10 protein-coding genes are annotated in these 17,199 nt (G+C 37.0%); 1 reads left to right on the top strand and 9 read right to left on the bottom strand.

Annotation, left to right across the window (positions count from 1 at the left end):
* Positions 1–9,674: DUF1542 domain-containing protein (locus tag F5ESL0225_RS03050; protein ID WP_122047830.1), on the bottom strand; the 9,674-nt coding region annotated here is incomplete at its 3' end.
* A gap of 1,005 nt (positions 9,675–10,679) precedes the next feature.
* Between F5ESL0225_RS03050 and F5ESL0225_RS03040 the strand changes: the two genes are divergently transcribed.
* Positions 10,680–11,132, top strand: a complete 453-nt coding sequence (locus F5ESL0225_RS03040; protein ID WP_122024592.1) for a universal stress protein — start codon at positions 10,680–10,682, stop codon at positions 11,130–11,132.
* Positions 11,133–11,188: 56 nt separating this feature from the next.
* Here the strand turns inward: F5ESL0225_RS03040 and F5ESL0225_RS03035 are convergent, their stop codons facing one another.
* The 8 genes from F5ESL0225_RS03035 to F5ESL0225_RS03000 form a co-directional block, all read right to left on the bottom strand.
* A complete protein-coding gene (locus tag F5ESL0225_RS03035) occupies positions 11,189–12,382 on the bottom strand; it encodes an FtsW/RodA/SpoVE family cell cycle protein (RefSeq protein WP_122047829.1) in 1,194 nt (397 codons plus the stop codon).
* 17 nt (positions 12,383–12,399) lie between these two features.
* The gene (locus F5ESL0225_RS03030) at positions 12,400–12,627 is read right to left on the bottom strand and encodes a DUF2969 domain-containing protein (protein ID WP_090093237.1); all 228 of its coding nucleotides are present in this window, start codon (positions 12,625–12,627) and stop codon (positions 12,400–12,402) included.
* Positions 12,628–12,635: 8 nt separating this feature from the next.
* A complete protein-coding gene (yidD, locus tag F5ESL0225_RS03025) occupies positions 12,636–12,929 on the bottom strand; it encodes a membrane protein insertion efficiency factor YidD (protein WP_122021554.1) in 294 nt (97 codons plus the stop codon).
* A gap of 20 nt (positions 12,930–12,949) precedes the next feature.
* Positions 12,950–13,936 (bottom strand): rod shape-determining protein, encoded by a 987-nt coding sequence (locus tag F5ESL0225_RS03020; protein WP_090093233.1) that lies wholly within the window; start codon positions 13,934–13,936, stop codon positions 12,950–12,952.
* Between the two features lie 82 nt (positions 13,937–14,018).
* The gene (locus F5ESL0225_RS03015) at positions 14,019–14,249 is read right to left on the bottom strand and encodes a DUF1146 family protein (protein WP_122021553.1); all 231 of its coding nucleotides are present in this window, start codon (positions 14,247–14,249) and stop codon (positions 14,019–14,021) included.
* 67 nt (positions 14,250–14,316) lie between these two features.
* The gene (locus tag F5ESL0225_RS03010; protein ID WP_122021552.1) at positions 14,317–14,754 is read right to left on the bottom strand and encodes a F0F1 ATP synthase subunit epsilon; all 438 of its coding nucleotides are present in this window, start codon (positions 14,752–14,754) and stop codon (positions 14,317–14,319) included.
* 11 nt (positions 14,755–14,765) lie between these two features.
* Positions 14,766–16,205, bottom strand: a complete 1,440-nt coding sequence (gene atpD, locus F5ESL0225_RS03005; protein ID WP_090093228.1) for a F0F1 ATP synthase subunit beta — start codon at positions 16,203–16,205, stop codon at positions 14,766–14,768.
* A 23-nt stretch (positions 16,206–16,228) separates the two neighbouring features.
* Positions 16,229–17,191 (bottom strand): F0F1 ATP synthase subunit gamma, encoded by a 963-nt coding sequence (locus F5ESL0225_RS03000; protein ID WP_122021550.1) that lies wholly within the window; start codon positions 17,189–17,191, stop codon positions 16,229–16,231.
* Positions 17,192–17,199 lie beyond the last annotated feature (8 nt).

Here is a 17,199-nt window from a genome sequence, read left to right as displayed (position 1 = left end):
TTAGCATGAACATCTGTGCCAAGTTGAGTTACAGCATCATCATAATGCGTCTTAACTTCATTTGCGGCATCTGTACGAGCCTTTTCTAGCCTTTCTTGTTGTACTGCTGGATCCTTATCCAAGATGTCTTTAATTTTTTCAGCGTCTGTTAAATCATTCTTGATATTCCCAATTGCCGTATTCTGGGCACTAGTTACATCTTCTGCGCTCTTACTTTGGTCAATTGACCCATTTTCTTTAGTGGCAGCTTTACGCTCTTGTTCAATTTGATTAATAATGGCTTGCTTTTCAATATCAGTCAACGGGGTCTTATCATCATGGATTAAGCCCGCTACCTTATTCTTAGCGTTAGCAGCCGCATCTTCAACAGCAGCCTTGGCAATTTCACGTTCAATAGCTATCTTATTATCATTGATAGCACCAATAGAGGTTCCTGGTATGATGATATTGCCGTCTTTATCCTTGTGATTGTTCAAAGCTTTATCGGTATTATCATGAGCACCTGTGCCAAGTTGAGTTACAGCATCATTATAATGCGTCTTAACTTCATTTGCGGCAATTTTACGCTGATTTTCAACATCATCAGCAACTGAATTGTTTTCTGCACTATTAATATTGCCTTCACCGGTCTGTTCAGCCTTATCAATATCCTTAATTATCTCGTCCACTTTATTAGTAATATCTACATCATTAGGGAGGCTGTCAATATTACCTTTGGCTGTATTGGTTGCATCGTCTATACTGTTTCCACCATTTGGTGCCTTCTCTTTAGCTGCTGCTGCCGCTTGATCAAGTTTAATCTTAGCCTTTAACTTGTTTAAGGCAATCAGACCTTTGACATATTCAGCAGTGGCATTTTTAAGCGTGTCTTTATCCGTTTGATCAGGATTGATATTGTTGATATTGGCAATTGACTGCTTTATTGTATCAATATTAGCCTGATAATCTTTCTTTTGTTGATCATTTAAATGATCAATATCAATACTGTCTAAACCACTTTGTAAACCGGTAACTTCTTGACCAAGCCCTTTAACAGCATTGTCCTTTTCAGCAGCCACATAATCTGAATTGGTCAAAACAGCATCAATATTTGCTTTCCACTTGTCTATTTGAGATTGATCAATTGGATCACTAGGGGGTGTTTCATCATTAACTTTTGCCGTATTTTCATCAATTAGCTTTTTAGCAGTATTGAAGGCATTATCAATATCACCTTTAGCTGTTGCCTTTTGGGCTTGAGATAATTGTGAATTATTAATGATGTCCTGCGCAGTATTTTTGTAATTTTGTAAATCAGAAATAATTTTATTATTAGCAGCTTGTCTGTTAGCTTGGTTAACAATAGCATCCATTTCTCCTTTAGCAGTATTTTCTCGTATATTGACTAATCCTAGTAATTCACTATTTTTGCCATCTTTACTAGATATTGCATTAATTCGATTTCTACCATCTTTTTCAAATACAGCTTCTATTTGTTTTTGATAATTTTCTAAGTCTTCACTTGTTAAACCTGGAATTTGAGAAACTTCATTTTTTTTCTGGTCTCTGTAACTTTCTAACCGGTTAATCGCCGCTATTTTAGCTCTAATAAGGTCAAGTGTTTCATCAGCGATAGTTACAATTCCTGATATAGCATGTTGACCGTAGGTGTATTTTTCGTTTGGATCCGAATTATTATTTGGATCAATTCCTGCCTCGATATTATCAACCATTGTCTTAGCCTTATTAATATCATTAGCAATATCAGTGTCTTCGAGTTTGACCCCATTAATCCGTTCCGTTGTTTTAGTGAGAAGGTCATCAATCTGGTGTTTCAAGTTATCAATAACATCTGGCGGTAAACCTGCACTAGCCTTAGCAGTAATAATCTTCTTAGCATCTTGTGCTGCGGCTTTAATTTTAGCAAGTTGCTTATTCTTCTCTGCTAAAAGTTGGGTTGGATACGTCGCTTGATCAACCTTAGTTTTAGCAGCAGTCAATGCAGCATCAACTATCTGATCTATCTGATTTACATCAGCATTTTCAGGAACTGGCGTACCAAGAATGTCAGTAATACCGTGTTGTAAAGCGTCATTAACAGCTTGACGTCCATCGGCAAGATCCTTTTCACTCAAATATGGATGGGCCGAATCATCATTATTGGTACCGTAATTTTTTAAATTATCTTTAACTTCATTAGCATGACCAACCAAAGTATTGATTGCTTCGCTCTTCTTCTCAAAGCTTTCCGTTAAGTGTGCGATTGCGGCTTCACCAGCAGCAGTTTGCTTATTCATTTCAACCGTTGGATTTTGGTCATTATTGTTGCGCGCATCAGTCTTAGCTTTATTAATAGCAGCAGAGGCTTTAGCAGCTTCGGCTTCAATTTGCCGAACCATTTCAGCTTCTAATTTAGCTTTATCTTCTACTGTCGAATTTTGCGCAATATCATGGGCTTTTTGTTTAGCTGCTGTAGCGGCAGCAGTAATTCGTTGCAAATCAGCAGTCAATGTTTCTTCATAAGTAATGTGGGCATCAACAGCGGCAAGTTTACCCATTCCAGTTGCTTCAGCCGTAACTAAATCCGCTGCAGTCTTAGCTGGATCCGCTTCAGATTTAACAGCATTAATGGCTTGCTTGCCAGCGTTTAGGGCAGCAGTAATTTCCGCAAGTAATTGATTACTTTGTGCGGTATCCAATGTATGGTTAATACCGCCATCATTCACCCTTTGTCTGAGTCTATTTGCTTCATCCTCTAAACGGTTGATAGCTGACTCTTTATTTTTGTTTAAATTGCTTGTATCTTGCGCATCAGCTTTGATTCCGTCAATGGCTCCCTTAGCAGCAGACACAATAGCATCAACTTTTGCGGTGGTATCTGTAATTGGGCGTTTTAACTCTGCCTGAGCATTAGCGACGGTGTCGTTAATCCGCTTATCTAAGGCCTGCTTTTGCTTATCATCCAAGTTAGTAGAATTGGCATAACTACCTTTAGCTCCTGTAGCATATTGATTTAAGTCATTAGAAGCTTTTGCCTTAGCATTTTGCAAAGTTGCATCAGTTAATGCCTGACCAATATTAGCTAATCCAGCAACTTTATTAGCATTGATATCAGTTAGAGAATTGGACCCATTAATTTCATTAACAGCTTGATCATGAGCAGCTTGGGCCTGGTCGGTAAACTGTTGCATTTGCTTAGAAGATAACTCAGGTAAGGCTGCAATTTTATCCTTAATTCCACTAACAGGTGGATTAGCCTGCACGTCACCCTTCAAAGCCTTGTCTAACTCGGCAATTGCTTTACTTTTGGCTTCTGCTAAAGCTTGGTCTTGCGCACTCTGCTTAATACCATCAATAGCACTGATTGCACCCTCTTTAATAAATCTAATGGTATTAGCATCTGTAGTTCCATTAATGCTATTTTCAGCAGCGTTGACGATATTATTAATAGCGTCAATAGTGGCTTTTTGATTGGTATTGGTTGGATCAAGTCCTGCTTTTGCATCTTCGGCATGTTGGCTAATTGCATTGTTAGCTTGCAACTTAATAATATCCAAGTTGAAATCATTTTCTGCTTGGTTAATGTTATTAGTTGCATCAGTCACTAAATTATTAATATCCGTCTTAGAAATAGCCCGGTCAATAGCCTGATCAGCTTTAGTCTTAGCGTCAGTAATAGCCCCAATTGCTTTATTTTTAGCAGCTTGTGCTGCTAGTTTTTCAGCGTCAGTAAGTTTATCGAATTGAGCATTAATCCGATTTTTAGCTGCTTCTGCCGCATCGTCAACTACCTTTTTACCAGCAGTTTTCGCAGCATCCAAGTCTTGTTTTAGAGCATCATTCTTACTCCGATTAATGTTAGTTTCACCAGTTGCTTCTGCTGCATTAGCAGTTTCTGAAGTAATAGAGTTCTTGACCTGCTCTTTAGCCTGATCACGGGCAGACTCAATGTCCTTTTGTGCCTGAGCTTTGGCAGCATCAGCCAACGTTGAATTATTGATTTCAGCAATAGCATTTTCGGCAGCAGCATCTAACTTACCTAAGTCAGCATCAATTGTTGCAGCAAGATCACGATCACGGGCACCTTTAACAACCTCATCCATCTTAGCAATGCCTTGGTCTCTAGACTTAACTACTTGCTGAATCGTGTCTTGGGAATCAATCTCTTGCTTGGCATTATCGTAAATCCCATTAACCTGATTAATTAAACTATTCTTTTCATCACTATTGATATTCTTCAAAGCATTAATTTGGTTAATAACTTTACTTTGTTCTACCAATAAGTCATGCTGGGCAGCTTCTTTGGCTGATTGCAAGTCAGCTTGAGCTTGAATTTGTGTTAATTTACCTTTACCTGCTCTTACAGCAGTATCAACTGCAGACTCATCCGTAGCACTATTAATAGCCCGGTTAGTATCTGCGACCACAACGTCAATATCCTGATAATACTTATTCTTTTCATTATCCGATAAGTTAGGATCTTGCTCAATATGTTGCCGAACTGCTTGAGCAGCTTGGTCAAGATCGGCTCTTGCCGTCTTTCTATGCTGCTCAAGTTCTTGAGCAACTTTATCACTAATTCCAGCTACCAGTTGATCCATTCCTTTGATAGTATCAGCCTTAGCCTGGTTAACCATATCAAGACTCTGTTCAGTATTAATTTGAGCCAAACCATCGTCTTTAATTTGATTTAAACTGTTAATGTAATCTTTTTTCGCTTGATCGTCTAATTTAGAATCATTAATTGTGTTTAAATCTGTTTGATATTGATCGTTGACAGCTTTACTTGCCCGAGACTTGGCGGCATCAAGTTCAGCTGCAGCTAAGTCCTTATCAATTTGCTGCTCAGCCAGATTCTCAGCATTATCAACATTATCCTTATCAGCAGCGTTAATGCTAATTTCACCAGCTTTTTCATGTTGATCAATCAAATTCTTATAATTAGCTTTATCAGTTGTCGATAATTCAGTGTCAGTTTTTGCCTCAATTTGTTCTTTAGCTGCTTGCGCTTTTTGCTGTAATTTTGCAATAGCAGCTTTCCGTTGACCAATTAAATCATTTAAATTAGCAGCGTCAACGGCAACTCCAGCAATATTATTTATTGCTTCATTAAAATCGGTTGTAATTCGATCATTATCTCGCTCGTTTGTGATTTTCGCAATACCAGCTTGAGCCGCATCATCCACGTCTTTTTGCAGTTTAGCAACATTGTCTGGATCAAGATTTGGATACTTGCTCTGATTAGCAATATTATTCTTAATTTCAGCTTGCTTATTTTGAATTTGCTGAATGGCATTACTCTTAAGAGCATCTTTAGTTGCTTGCGCAAGAATGTCACTTAACTTAGCGTGGCCAGTTTCATACGCATCGTGTAGACCAGTTTTATCAGATGCCTTATTAATAACAGTAAAATCTTCACCTTGGTCACTAATTACTGCTTTAGCCTTATTAATGGCTATAGTTTCAGCATCACTTGGTAAGTGTAGGTTTTTTATATTAGTTTCAATCTGACTTTCATAAGCAATCAGCTGATTTTTAGCAGCTTGTTTGGCAGCTAAAAGGAGTTTTGATTCTGCTGACTTTTTAGCAGTAGCAACGGCAGTCGCATTATCTGCCACTGGTACGCCATCAAGAACAGCATCAATCTGGTCTTGTCCTTGCTTTAGGGCATTAGCCATATCATTATCTGTTGTTAACCCAATACTATCTAGATAAGACTTAGCTGTATTAGCCAAATCAGCTTTAGCAGCCTCTTTATTAAAGGTATTCTTTGCTGCTGTGACAATCTGATCAATACCTAGTTGAGTGTTTTGCCCATAAACAGACTTATCCTTATCAAACTTAGAGTCAGCCGGTTTAGCAGTAGCTAGATCCTTAGCCGCATTAATTGCATCAATATAATTTTGCTTATCAGCATCACTTAGGCCTAATTTACTAATTTGCTCAATTGCAGTTGTGGCAGCCTGATTAATATCACTAGCGGCTTTCTTTTGTCCTTCCTTAATTACGGGAATATTATTGATGATGTCAGCGCCTTTACCATCGTCTTTACCGTTAGTAATATTATTAATGATATCATTCAAACTGTCCTGAATGTCGTCTTTATCTTCTGGATGTTTAGTAATCTGGTCTTGAGCAGCTTGTTCCACCTTTTTAATGGCATCAATCATATCAGTAATATTTTTAATTTTACCGTTAGCTGTAGCTTGATCATCTTTAACAGCGTTCTCGTCAGATTCTTGGGCAATCTTACCACCATCTTTAGCAATCGCAGCAGCATCACTTAATTCGGTTCGATCTTTAAGCTTAGTAATCGCAGCTTTAGCCGCTTGACTTATATTAGGGTCTTCAGCAATTTGATCAATATCCTTTTGGGCTTGATTAATCTTTTGGTTAATATCATTTCTGATACCGTCTTTATAGTCTTTAATTACTTGGTCAATTTTAGCTGTTAGGCCGCTTTTAGCATCATTAAGCTTGCCTTGCACAACGTCAACTTTGTTATCAGCGTCAACTCCAGGCACATTATCAATGGCTGATTCATCCTTAATGGCCTCGGTAATTTTAGCTGTTATTGTCGGGAAGTTATTTTTAGCATCTGTAGCCGCATTAGCAACTTCTTGTTTGGCAATGGCCTTCATTGCTTTAGTCAAGGCAGCATTGATCCCTTGTACAGCCTGATTGCGGCGGTTGTTAATTGCCACTTCATCATTAGCACTTGGGTCATAAACCGACGTACCCTGATGCTTATCAGGAGTAGGAGAAATTGCATCTTGGCCATATTTATCCATAGCAGCATTAAAATCTGTTTTAGCTTGCTCCGTTAAATTAGGATTATTGCCTACTTTGGTTTTAGCTGCACTAATAGCATCTTTAATTGCCGTGGCGGCATCTGTTCTGACTTTACTAATATCTTTAATCAACAAATCATAAGTATGGTTATTCTTATTGTTTGGATCATAACCAATGAAGTTAGCATGGGGGGTTAATTCAATTTTCGTACCTGGAGTGAGTTTATTGACCTGATCAGCGGGAATTGTAAAGCTGAAGTTGCCGTTTCCATCGGCTTGAGCCGCAAACTCATTCGGCATAGATCCAGATTTAATATTAGTATCTTTGTAAGGATTAGGATCAGTCACCGCATTATTGATAACAGTTGTACCAATCTTGGCGCTAATATAAGCATGGGTCCCACCTGGCAAAATTCTACTAAAAATGCCATCACTACCAGGACCATCTTTCTCTTCAGTATAATTGACGATATGACCCGTAACAGTTCGACTTCCATCACCATTAACAGCTACATTTACCCTCTCAAGATCTAAGAAACCATCAGGATTAGCTGACTTAAAGCGAACATTGTTATACCCCGTAGGAAGCAGGGCCCTATTACCGAAGGCAGCTATAATAATATTCTTAAAGATATCATCATAAGTCATACCTTCCTTAACCAAACCGAGTGTCATTAATGGGTTAAGTAGCTTCTGGTAAGCTTCTGGGAGATTAGTTATTATTTCTTTCGTTAATTTTCTTTGTCCATTAAGCAAGACTAGAGATGGAACATATAAATTCATTCCTGTTGGCGTAAATGTGCCTCTTTGTAACCCTAATTCAAGGAAAGGCGGCAGGACTATATCCTCTTTATTAATATTCAAAATCTGACTTACATTATTTAAGGTAATCTTATTGTTTCCAACTATTGCAGTAGATAGATTATGGTTAAGATTCGCATTTAAAACTAATGATTGGGGGTTATTAACGGTAAGTGTACCACCTTGAATATCAACTAGAGTGATGGCTCCGGTACCCGCTCCTTGCCCTAAACTGTCACCTAAAGTCATTTCAAAAGTACCGTTGTTAACTTGGGCGTTACCTCTAATCAAAAATAATGTACCTGAATAATTACCCATGTTGGTACCAGTAATTTTTAGTGAACTCTTAGGTTCAATATTTAAATTACCACCTACGTAAACTAGACTGTTGTAAGGTGTTATTGTATTAATATCACCATTTGTTTTAATATTTATAGAACCGCCATTAGTAACTGTCATGCCTGAATTTGTACTATTAATATTAATAGCAGTGGCTGCCTGTCTATCTGCGACACTACCTTGGTAAGTACTAGAACCAACTTCAATATTCAAAGTACCTTGAACATTAGCAACTGAGTTTGCTCCCGCCATTACAATTCCATTTATTCCGTATCCACCTTGGGCCCCAACATTGTCTCGCCCAGTTTGATCACTACCACCGGGTCTAAGAGTAACGTTGGCACCCTTATTAATATTTATAGTACCATTAGCAGCTGTCGTTTGGAGGACATTACCTCCAATGGTACTACCAGTAAACTGACCATTAAAGTCGATACTACAACCAGAACCTGAGAACTCCAATAATTGTTGCCCATCATCACTACCATTTCTACCTGGTTCATAACCGGAGTGAATGGTTGCCATATCATTAGTACCTTCAAAAGTAACATGCGTATTCGGTCCTAAATAGGCCAATTGGTTACCACGAAAAGTAGTATCTTTAAAAGTGATATAAGCATTTGCCAATGTAGGCGATAAAGTCTCTGTATCAATAACTCCATAATAGTCGGCACACTTTAGATTCACATTTTCATAAGTTAGGTGAAACGTAGTTACAGTCGAATCAATTATCAGATGACTGTACCTATAGTCAATTGTATATTTACCGGAATCAGCTGATTTAATCACTAAATCACGATTAGGAAAATATATTGGAGTTAAGCCCCCCCAGCTATCTGCCTTAATATCATTCACGATAATAATTTCAGATACTGTTGAATCTTGTAAGGCTTTAACATAGTCTTGCCAATTATTTACTTTAGCTGTGCTACCACTGTAAGCATCTTGTACCCCAACTTTAGGTGTCATATCCTTATCTTGATCAGCTGGAGTCAAAGGCTTAACCGGACTAGGTACCTTAGTTGAATTGGGCCTCTGATTAGCATCAGCGACCGAATCAGCGGGTAGCTTCGCCTGTTGATCACTATCTTTAGCCGGTCCCGTTAAATCAGGATTACTATTAGCATCAGCTTGAGGAACGCCATTATTTGTAGCACTCCCAGCAGGGACATTAGTTGACCCCGTAGGATTAGTTGTCCCTTGGACATTATTCCCTGCAGTAATTGCCTGTTGGCTATTAGCAGTATTAATAGAAGCAGAAGTACCATTAGGATTTACTTCTGCTTGAGCGTTATTACTATTGTCAACCTTAAGTGAGTCTGCTTTTGTATTCTGAGCAGGAGCAGTTGGGGCAGTTGCCTTATCTGTATCCTTCAAAAAAGTGCTCAATCCTGTGTAAGTTGATAACTTAGCTTGCTTATCATCCGTCTTTTCGGACAAAGGATTACTATTAGCCTTAGTAGCGGTTGGCGCATTACTAGTAGCTGCATCCTGATTCTTAGTAGCTGAGGCTGTTGCCGCTTGACTTGGCGGTGTAGCATTGCTCTGGTTATTATCGGTTGCTTGCTGATTAGCCTCTTCTGTAGCGTTTTGTTCTGGAATAACAGAATTAGCTTTAACTGCTTGACTGTTTAAACCAAAAAAAGTAAAGCCTAAGAATACTGAAGCAGTTCCAATACTTAATTTACGAATTGAGAATCGATCTCGCTTTGCTTGCATTTCCATTCTCTTTAGACGTTCATTATAATTATTTTTACCTAACATTAAAATATCCTTTCCTATTTTCCAAACCTATACATGAATTATTTTAGACGTTAAGTACAAAATTAGCAATATAAAATCCGAAATTAATCAGCAATTATAAATAACCATTTTTCTGGATTTTATTGATTTGGAAACCAAAGAATTAATTTTAGTATTATTATCTTGTTAAATAAGGTTTTTTATTCGAAATTTAAATAACATTTATGGTAAAATTAACGATGAATCTATATTATAAATTGTTTAACTTAATTTTATATACAAACATATTTAGATTATTCTTATTTAAATATATAAAAAATATCTAAACTTAGTTTAAAATTTTTTTATTTAGTATTTTTTTAAATTATGCCTAGTTACTTTATGTGTCTGCTTGCCACTTGGAATTTATTCTTGACAAACTAAAATGGATTAGATAGTATAACTATGGTCTAAGTTGATTAACAAGCTTAATTGTATAAGTTGACCGGTCAAACTAAAAACGTGCGAGTCTGTAAATAACTGTCGGATCGGAACACTATCACCCATTTTGCATAGGATCCATATTCGTTGCGATACTACTCATTTATTTGAACACTGCGGGTTCAACAGCACTGTTTTGCACTGTTAATTCAACTTAGATTTTTTAGAAAATAATAGAAGCGGTCACGAGGACCGCTTTTTTAATGGAGATTTTTATGATTTTAAAAATTGTCGTTTTAGCTTACCTCTGCTTGCTTTTGCTAACTGCTTATTATCTGTGGCAAAAACGCAAGGATCACTTTTTAATATTCAATAATCGAACCAATACTAACTTTCAAGCAATCATGACCTACACCGCTATTCTGCTTTGTCTTGAAAGCATACTCGGTTTCATCTTACTATTACTATTTACCAACAAATACTATAATTTAATTACAATTTTTCTAAGTTGTTTTACTATTTTAATTTTTACCCTCCTGATTAATCAAAAGAACGAATAATTCAGGTAAAAATTTGGTAGAATAAAAAGCAAGCGAGGTATTAATTATGAAACAATATCATCAAATACAAGTTGCTGTTGATGGCTCCAAGGAAGCAGAATTAGCTTTTCAGAAAGCAATTGAAGTGGCTCAGCGTAATAATGCCACTTTAGAAATTCTCCATGTCATTGATACAAAGTCATTTCAAAATGTTTCAAGTTTTGACTCTGATATGGTCGAACAAGTTGCTAACGATGCAAAAGAAAAATTGGAAAAGTATTATGAAGTAGCGCAAAATGCGGGAATCAAGGAAGTTCATTTTTCCATTGAATTTGGTTCTCCCAAAGCAATTATTGCCCAGCAATTCCCTAAAGAGCACCGGATTGATCTAATTATTCTTGGTTCAACTGGTTTAAATGCAGTCGAGCGCATGTTAATTGGTAGTGTGACCGATTATGTAACTAGAACTGCCCCTTGTGACGTATTAGTTTGTCGTTCAACTAAGCCAACAAGAATTTAGATAATAAAAAAAGCATTTCAAGCTTGAAATGCTTTTTTTATTATTAAAATTAAATTCTAAAAGTCGCCGGCTTTACTAAACATGTAATCTTTATTATGGAATTTCATCGATAGGATCATGCCAACGCCGACCATATTACCAATTAGGGCTGAACCACCTTGTGAAATAAAGGGTAGCGGAATCCCTGTTAACGGTAACAAATCAATACTCATGCCAATATTTTCGAATACATGAAACAAAATCATCATAATTACACCGGTTGAAACATAAGAATAAAAAGCATTCTTAGTATCAAAGGTAATTCGAACCATCTGGACAATCAAATATAAATATAACAAAATAACTGCTACACTACCGACAAAGCCAAACGACTCGCCAATTACGGAATAGACCATATCTGAGCCACGAACTGGAACATAAACACTTAATTTGCCAAAGCCATTACCAAATATTTGACCAGAGCCAATTGCTTGCATACTTAACCACAACTGATAGGCAGCTTTGGAAGTGTCAGATGAGGGGTTAAGCCAGGACATAATGCGCTTAAACTGATATGGTTGGAAAAAATGACTTAAGAGAACTTGACCTTGTGGTGTAGTAACCATGATAATAACGGTTATTCCGAGAATTGCGACAGCAATAAACATCGGGGTAATAATTTTCCAAGAAATACCAGAAACTAAAATTACCCCACCAGTAATTGCAACAAAAACTAGCATGGTCCCAAAATCATTCTGTAGTTTTAATAGAATTGCAATAGGAATCAACCAAGCAATAATTTTGCCAATTAAGTTCCAATCATTTCTAATCGTATGTTCGAATTTCTGGTTGTGCTGATGAACTACTCGAGACAACATTAAGATGAAAGCCGGTTTCATGACTTCAGAGGGTTGAAAGGAAATTGGACCCAATTTAAACCAACTTTTCGCTCCTGCATCAGCGGCAATACTCCGATTATAAAAGAATAAAACTGCAATCAAAAGAACAATCCCAAAGCCATAGACATAAGGCGCAATGCGGAATAACTGATCGGCATCAAATTGAATTACGAATAAAACAATTACTACCGAAATGATATACCACAGTCCTTGCATTAAAACGGCCTTTACCGGACTACCCATATGACTCGGATCATCAATGGCGGCAAAATAAATTGAATATAAACCAACTGCCGCTAGCAATAAAACAGGGATGACAATATTCCATGCAATTCGATTAAATAAGTTTGTTTTATTTTCAACTTTTACCATTTAATTATCACTGCCTATTATTTTTCATGTAAGACATAGTATGAAAGCAAGTCATTGATACTACTCTCTAAACTCTTAGCATATAAAATGCTACTATTCTTAGTTGAAGTTGCTCGGTAGCGACCAGATAATTTTTCAATTAGACCGATCGTTTTTTTATGGGGGATAACCACTTCCCAAGTCGGATTTTCCCTATTCTTGACTTCATTAATCTCTACATTAATATTTTCGGGTTTTCTTGACATAATAACTCCTACTTTACAGAAGGATGAAACTTTTTAGCAATAATTTCATCTTCATACTTTTCTGGGTGAGGATTACGAAAAATAGTAAATTTATCCGCAACTGGATCGACCCCACCACGCACAAATGGGTTACAACGTAATATGCGACAAGTACCCATAATCAAGCCTTTAATTAAACCAAATTTAGTTAAAGCATCAATCATATAAGTTGAACAAGTCGGATAATAGCGACAACTTTGAGGCAATGCTGGAGAGATAATCCTTTGATAAAATCTTACTAAAAAAATTAAAAGTTTACGCAAACCAGCCTCCTACTAAATTATTATCGTTGATGCTTTTCAATATTTTTAAGTAAAATACCTGTACCTAAAGCGACCGCTTCTAGAGGATGATCTGCTGTTAAAACTGGGACTTTCAGGTAATAAGAAATTAATTTGTCAAGATTCTTTAATAAGGCGCCTCCTCCAGTTAACATAATGCCGCGATCAATAACATCAGCTGACAACTCTGGCGGAGTATTTTCTAAAACTTCTTTTGTTGCCGCAACAATCGTCATTAACCCGTCAGATAAAGCTTCTTGAATTTCAGTTGCAGAAACTGTAACTTGCTTTGGCAAACCATCAACCATATCGCGACCGCGCACTGTAATGGTCTCATCTTCATCAGGTTCAAAAGCGCTACCAATTTCAATCTTAATTTGTTCAGCCGTTCGTGAACCAATTAACAAGTTATGCTTATTCTTGATATAAGCAACAACGGCCTGATTCATATGGTCACCCGCATAACGCAATGATTGACTGGTAACAATTTCACCCATGGATAAAACTGCAATATCAGTTGTCCCACCACCAATATCAATTACGATATTACCTTGTGGCTTAAAAATATCAAGCCCAGCACCAACAGCAGCTACTTTGGGTTCAAAGTCTAAATATACTTTACCACCACCAGATTTTTCTGCAGCTTGAATAATTGCCTTTTGCTCAATTGAGGTCACACCAGTTGGGGCACAAACTAGTATATTTGGCTTAGACATAAAGCCCTTAACATTTAACTTTTCAATAAAATAAGAAAGCATTGCTTCAGTTATGTCAAAATCAGCAATCACACCATTTTTTAAGGGACGAATAACTCGTATATTACCAGGTGTACGACCAACCATTTTATATGCTTCAGTACCAACCGCTACAACTTTATTTGTACTTGTATTGACAGCAACGACTGATGGCTCATTTAAAACGATTCCTTTGCCTGAGACGTTAATCAGCACATTCGCTGTCCCTAAATCAATTCCTATATCTCGTGCCACAATAATCCTCCATAAATATTCATTGTATATTTTACCATAAAGATAATAAGTTTGCTGTTGACTTCGTTTACTTAAGCAAGTTTTAAAAGAAATTACTTAACTGTAAGGAAGTATCAATTAAGGTAATTAGAAAATTACCTACTAAAAAACCCATTGCAATTGCCGCAAAAACCAATAAAAGTTGGGCCTCAAAAACTTTATTTTTCCGAATAATTTTTTCAATTTGTACACTTTTCATGATTTGAAAAGATAAAGCAATTGTAATTAAATAAATTACAATACTAACTAAGGCATGAACGCCGAGTTGGAACATTTTATTTCTCACTTTACTTTAGCTAAATAAAAACGGACACACCTTTGTGCATCCGTTTAAAACTATCTTAATTATCTGAATTATAAACACTAATTCTATTAACGGCTCTTCTTAATGCAACTTGTGCGCGTTCAAGGGAACGTTGATCATGCGTAGTTTTAGCTTTTTCCAATTCGCTTTGGGCACGTTTCTTTGCAGCTTCTGCTCGCGAAAGATTAATTTTAGTCGAACGTTCTGCACTATCTGCAATAATTGTGGCAACATTATTAGAAAATTCAAAGTAACCACCACTGATAGCGATATGATTTACTGTTTCATTCATCTCACGACCACGTTTGACTCTAATTTCACCAATTGTTAATGGGGTCAAAATCGGTAAGTGATTATACATAATTGAACGTTGACCATCAATTGCGCGCATTTCAACAAGGCTACAATGATGTGAAAAAATCAAACCATCAGGAGTTACAACATTAACGATAAAAAGTTTTTCTGGATCTGCCATTGGACATCACCCTACTTTTCTAACAATGCTTTAGCTTCTGGATCACTAGCTGTTACGCCCATCTTTTGTGCTTTTTTCAAAACATCTTCGATTGGGCCAACACTACGAAAAGCATCTTCTGGTAAATCATCCAAATGACCATCCAGAATCATTTTAAAGCCCTTGATTGTTTCCTTAATTGGCACATAAGAACCCGGAACACCAGTAAACTGCTCTGCTACAAAGAAGTTTTGAGATAAGAAAAATTGAATCTTTCTGGCACGACTAACGATTACCTTTTCCTCATCTGATAATTCATCCATACCTAACACAGAAATAATATCCTGTAATTCATGGTATCTTTGCAAAATATGTTGCACACGTGTAGCAGTTTCATAGTGATCAGCACCGACAACTTCTGGATCCAAGGCACTTGAAGTTGACTCCAAAGGATCAACCGCTGGATAAATACCTTGTTCAACCAAGCTACGCTCCAAGTTAGTTGTAGCATCTAGATGGGCAAAAGTAGTAGCTGGGGCAGGATCAGTATAGTCATCAGCTGGCACATAAACGGCTTGAATTGAAGTAATTGAACCCTTCTTGGTTGAAGTGATTCTTTCTTGCAATTGGCCCATTTCTGTGGCTAAAGTTGGCTGATAACCAACGGCACTCGGCATTCTACCAAGCAAAGCAGAAACTTCAGAACCTGCTTGGGTAAACCTAAAGATGTTATCAATGAACAGCAAAACATCTTGTCCCTCAACATCACGGAAATACTCAGCTAAAGTCAAGCCAGTTAAAGCCACCCGCATTCTGGCACCAGGCGGCTCATTCATTTGCCCAAAGACCATTGCCGTCTTACTTAAAACACCAGATGCTTTCATTTCAAAGTAAAGGTCATTACCTTCACGAGTTCTTTCTCCAACACCAGTGAAAACAGAAATACCACCATGTTCTTGAGCAATGTTATGAATTAATTCTTGAATAATGGTTGTCTTACCAACACCAGCCCCACCAAACAGACCGACCTTACCTCCTCGAACATATGGCTCGAGCAAGTCAATAACTTTAATACCAGTTTCAAGTATTTCTTGACTAGTGGTTAGTTCATCATATTTTGGTGCATTTTTATGGATACTTTCGCGGGCGTGATCTTTATCAAATTTAGGACCATCATCGATTGGTTGCCCTAAAACATTGAAAACGCGACCCAATGTATCATTACCAACAGGCACGGAAATAGGTTTACCAGTATCTTCAACCTTCATTCCACGCATTAATCCATTAGTGGATTCCATTGCAATAGTTCTTAGGACACCATCACCAAGCTCTAGCGTAACTTCAAGGATAATTGTCTCATCCTCAGATTTAATTACGCGCAAAGCATTGTCAATATCAGGTAGGTTTTTATCAAGTGGAAATTTAACATCGACCACTGGGCCGATTACTTGAACAACTTCACCTTCACTCAAAACATCTACCTCCTTTTCTCATATTATTTCAAAGCATTAGCACCACTGACAATTTCGGTAATTTCAGTAGTAATTTCTGCTTGTCTTGCACGATTTAATTTAGTAGTTAAACTCGAAACTAATTCATCAACATTGTCCGTTGCACTTTGCATGGCGGTCATGGAACTTGCATGTTCAGCAGTCTTGGCATCCAAAATCGCGCCATAAATTCCAGAACGAATAAATTGTGGAATTAAAGTAGTTAAAACAGTGTTTACATCAGGTTCGATGTCATATTCTAAATTCTTATGTGCTTCAGCTTCTTTAACACCAATATCAAGATTATTGATTGGCATCATTTTTTCAACTCTAAACGCTGATGATAAAGTATTAACATGGTGCGTATAACACACGTACAATTCATCATATACGCCATTTAAATACATTTTTATTGCAGTTGAAACAATCGGTAAAATTTCTTCAAAAGTTGGCACATCCGAAATTGCATTATTTTCATATACAACATTTAAGTTGTTTTTCTTAAAAAATTCTGCACCGACGGAACCAATTGCCAAAATTTTAATATCCTTATGTTCAGCTTTAGCATCTTGCACTAAACCCATCATATTTTTAATGACAGCACTATTATATGAACCGACTAGTCCGCGATCACCAGTAATAACTAAATATCCGGTTGATTTAATTTCTTTGCGCGACTGCACTAGGTTTGAAACAATACCTAAGCCAAAAACATTTTCATAATCAATTTTACTAATGCTATCTTCATCAACAACTAAATTTTCTTTATGCAAATGGTTAATAACCTCTGCACTCATCAAACGAGATAAAGTTTGCCTAATATGATTGTTATATACTGTATAACCTTCGTCTCGCTTTTCAGTTTGATTTAATTTTGATGCCGAAACCATCCGCATCGCTTCGGTAATTTTACCAGTTTGCTTAACTGAAGCAATCTTTTTCTTCAACTCAAGTAAAGATGCAGGCATAAGCTACC

This window comes from Lactobacillus sp. ESL0225, from assembly GCF_003692905.1.
GTDB classification, from domain to species: Bacteria; Bacillota; Bacilli; order Lactobacillales; family Lactobacillaceae; genus Lactobacillus; species Lactobacillus bombicola.
Note: the sequence above shows the minus strand (reverse complement) of the source record. Positions and strands in the feature narration are given on the sequence as shown.